3 protein-coding genes are annotated in these 3,121 nt (G+C 66.5%); 2 read left to right on the forward strand and 1 reads right to left on the reverse strand.

The window, feature by feature from the left end:
- Positions 1-196: 196 nt before the first annotated feature.
- Positions 197-1,543, forward strand: a complete 1,347-nt coding sequence (locus AB4Y84_RS17575) for a sigma-54-dependent transcriptional regulator (protein ID WP_442250551.1) — start codon at positions 197-199, stop codon at positions 1,541-1,543.
- The gene (locus AB4Y84_RS17580; RefSeq protein ID WP_363731492.1) at positions 1,540-2,901 is read left to right on the forward strand and encodes a sensor histidine kinase; all 1,362 of its coding nucleotides are present in this window, start codon (positions 1,540-1,542) and stop codon (positions 2,899-2,901) included. Before AB4Y84_RS17575 ends, AB4Y84_RS17580 begins: the two co-directional genes overlap by 4 nt.
- A gap of 38 nt (positions 2,902-2,939) precedes the next feature.
- Here AB4Y84_RS17580 and AB4Y84_RS17585 read toward each other — a convergent pair.
- A partial coding sequence (locus tag AB4Y84_RS17585; protein WP_442250552.1) for a hypothetical protein occupies positions 2,940-3,121 on the reverse strand: 182 nt, incomplete at its 5' end.

The following is a 3,121-nucleotide window of genomic DNA, read 5'->3' on the forward strand; positions in this document are numbered from 1 at the left end:
GCGCTGGCGCCACCGCCCCCCCCTCCGGCTCCGCCGCCGCCGCCCCCGCCACGACGCTGAGACCCGGCGGCCCCTGCGCTGCCACGGGTTTGGCTATGCTTGGTGGGTGGCGCCGAAAGCTCCGGCGTCATCCACCCTTTTCCGTGCGCGGCGCCGACGCTTTCCGGCGCTTCCCTGCCCTTCCAGAAGCCGCCGAATGCCTGCGATCCTGATCATCGACGACAACGCCAGCGTGGGTACTGCGCTGGATGTGCTGTTTTCCCTGCACGACATCGACACCCTGCAGGCGCAGAGCCCGGCCGAAGGGCTGGCGCTGCTGGAATCGCAGCCGGTCGACCTGGTGATCCAGGACATGAATTTCAGCGAGGACACCACTTCCGGTGAGGAAGGCGAGGCTCTGTTCGCGCAGATCCGCGAACGCCACCCCGATCTGCCGGTAATCCTGCTGACGGCCTGGACCCACCTGAGCAGCGCGGTGGACCTGGTCAAGGCCGGTGCCGCCGACTACCTGGCCAAGCCCTGGGATGACCGCAAGCTGCTGACCACGGTCAACAACCTGCTGGAGTTGTCCGAAGCGCGGCGCGAACTGGACCAGCGACGCCAGCGCGAACAACGCCAGCGGCATGCGCTGGAAGACAAGTACGCGTTGTGTGGCGCAGTGTTCGCCGACCCCGCCAGCGAGCGGGTGATCGCCCTGGCCTGCCAGGTCGCGCGCTCGGAGCTGCCGGTGCTGATCACCGGCCCCAACGGCGCGGGCAAGGAGAAGATCGCGCAGATCATCCAGGCCAACTCGCTGGTGGCCAAGGGTCCGTTCGTGGCGGTCAACTGCGGCGCCCTGCCCTCCGAACTGATCGAGGCCGAACTGTTCGGTGCCGAGGCCGGTGCCTACACCGGCGCCAACAAGGCGCGCGAAGGCAAGTTCGAGGCGGCCGACGGCGGCACGCTGTTCCTGGATGAGATCGGCAACCTGTCGCTGGGCGGGCAGATGAAGCTGCTGCGCGTGCTGGAGACAGGACGTTTCGAGCGCCTGGGCTCCAACCGCGAACGCCAGGTCAAGGTGCGCGTGGTCAGTGCAACCAATGCCGATCTGCCGGCGATGATCCGCGAAGGTACGTTCCGCGAAGACCTCTACTACCGGCTCAACACGGTGGAACTGACGCTGCCGCCGTTGGCCGAGCGTCCCGGCGACATCGTGCCGTTGGYCGAGTATTTCCTCAACATCGGCAAGCCGCTGTCCAGCACGGCTGCCACTGCGCTGCAGCGGCACCTGTGGCCGGGCAACGTGCGCGAGCTGCGCAACGTGATCCAGCGTGCCGAACTGCTGGCTACCGGCAACCGCATCGAAGTGGGCGATCTCAACCTGCCGCGTGCGCCGGCTGCGCCACGCCCTGCGCCAAGCGCCGGCAATGATCCCGACCGCGCACGCATCGAAGAAGTGCTGGCGCGCAACCATGGGGTCATCGCCCAGGCCGCCGCCGAGCTTGGGCTGAGCCGGCAGGCGCTGTACCGGCGCATGGACCGTCATGGCATTCCGCGCGAATGAAGCGACGCTCCTTCACCTTCCGCCTGTTCCTGCGCCTGCTGCCGGTGCTGGCGCTGGCTGCCGCGCTGCCGTGGCTGCTGGCCTACTGGATGGACCATGGCTGGGTGGTGACCACGGTCTCCACGATCATCCTGCTGTCATTGATGTGGTGGACGCTGCGCCGCGCCACCGCACCGGTGCGCTCGTTGATGCGGGCGCTGTCCGGGACCACCAGCAGCTACCGCGACGGTGAGTACAACTTCGGTATCTACTGGCCCGGCAATGACGAACTGGGTGACCTGGTGCAGGCGCACCGCGAACTGGGCGAAGTGCTGCGTGCACAGCGCCAAGGCCTGGTGCAGCGCGAACTGCTGCTGGACACCATGGTGCAGAACACACCGGTGGCGATGCTGCTGATCGCTGCGGGTGGCGATGGTATTTCCCGCGTGGTGTTCTCCAACCTGGCCGCACGCAAGCTGCTGCACAGCGGCTGGAAGCTGGAAGGCCAGCGCATGGAAGACGTGCTCGAGCAGCTGCCGGTGGAACTGCGCGATGCCATCGGCCGCGGCGGCGACAGCCTGTTTGCGGTGAAGTCGGAAAGCGAAGACGGCGTGGAAGGCGACGAGGACGACGAACAGGTCTATCACCTGTCGCGGCGCGCGTTCCAGCTCAACGGCCGCCCGCATGACCTGCTGTTGGTACGCCAGCTCACTGCCGAACTGCGCCGGCAGGAAGTACAGACCTGGAAGAAGGTGATCCGGGTGATCAGCCACGAACTCAACAACTCGCTGGCGCCGATCGCCTCACTGGCGCACTCCGGTGGCGAGCTGGTCAAGCGCGAACGCTTCGACCGGCTGCCGGAGATCTTCACCACCATCGAAGACCGCGCACGCCACCTGGAAGGCTTCATCCGCGGCTACGCGCGTTTCGCAAAGCTGCCGCAACCGCAGCTGCAGACCGTGCACTGGGCGCCATTCCTGTCCAGCCTGTGCCAGCAGATTCCGTTCACGATGGAGCGTGAACCCGACGAAGAACTGAGCAGCCGGATCGACATCGCCCAGTTCGGCCAGGCCCTGCTCAACCTGCTGAAGAACGCGCACGAGGCCTGCGCCGAAGCAGATCCGCCGAACGACGACGTGCAGGTGCAGCTGACCCGGCTGCCGCAGTGGTTGCGGCTGGATGTGCTGGACCGGGGCAAGGGCATGAACGAGCAGGTGCTGCAGAATGCGCTGATGCCGTTCTATTCGACCAAGCGCAACGGCACCGGGCTGGGGCTGGCCCTCACCCGCGAGATCGTCGAGGCGCACGGTGGTCGCGTGTCACTGCAGAACCGCACCGAGGGCGGGCTGTGTGTGTCGATCCTGTTGCCGGTGGGGTAGGTTTGTTCTTCCTTCTTCTGTTGATTGCTGAAGGTTGATCACGGTTCATGGGCGTCACTTTTCTTTTCGCGCGAAAAGAAAAGTAACCAAAAGAAACGCGCCGCCAGTCCGCGAGCCGTCGTGCTGCGCACGCCGGTACCCTGCGCTCCTCGGTCCGTCGAGGGACGGCGCGGGAACTCGCTGCGCTCAGACACCCGCGCCTCTTCGCCCTCGCCGGCCC

This window comes from Stenotrophomonas sp. 2YAF22, assembly GCF_052114665.1.
Lineage (GTDB): Bacteria > Pseudomonadota > Gammaproteobacteria > Xanthomonadales > Xanthomonadaceae > Stenotrophomonas > Stenotrophomonas indicatrix.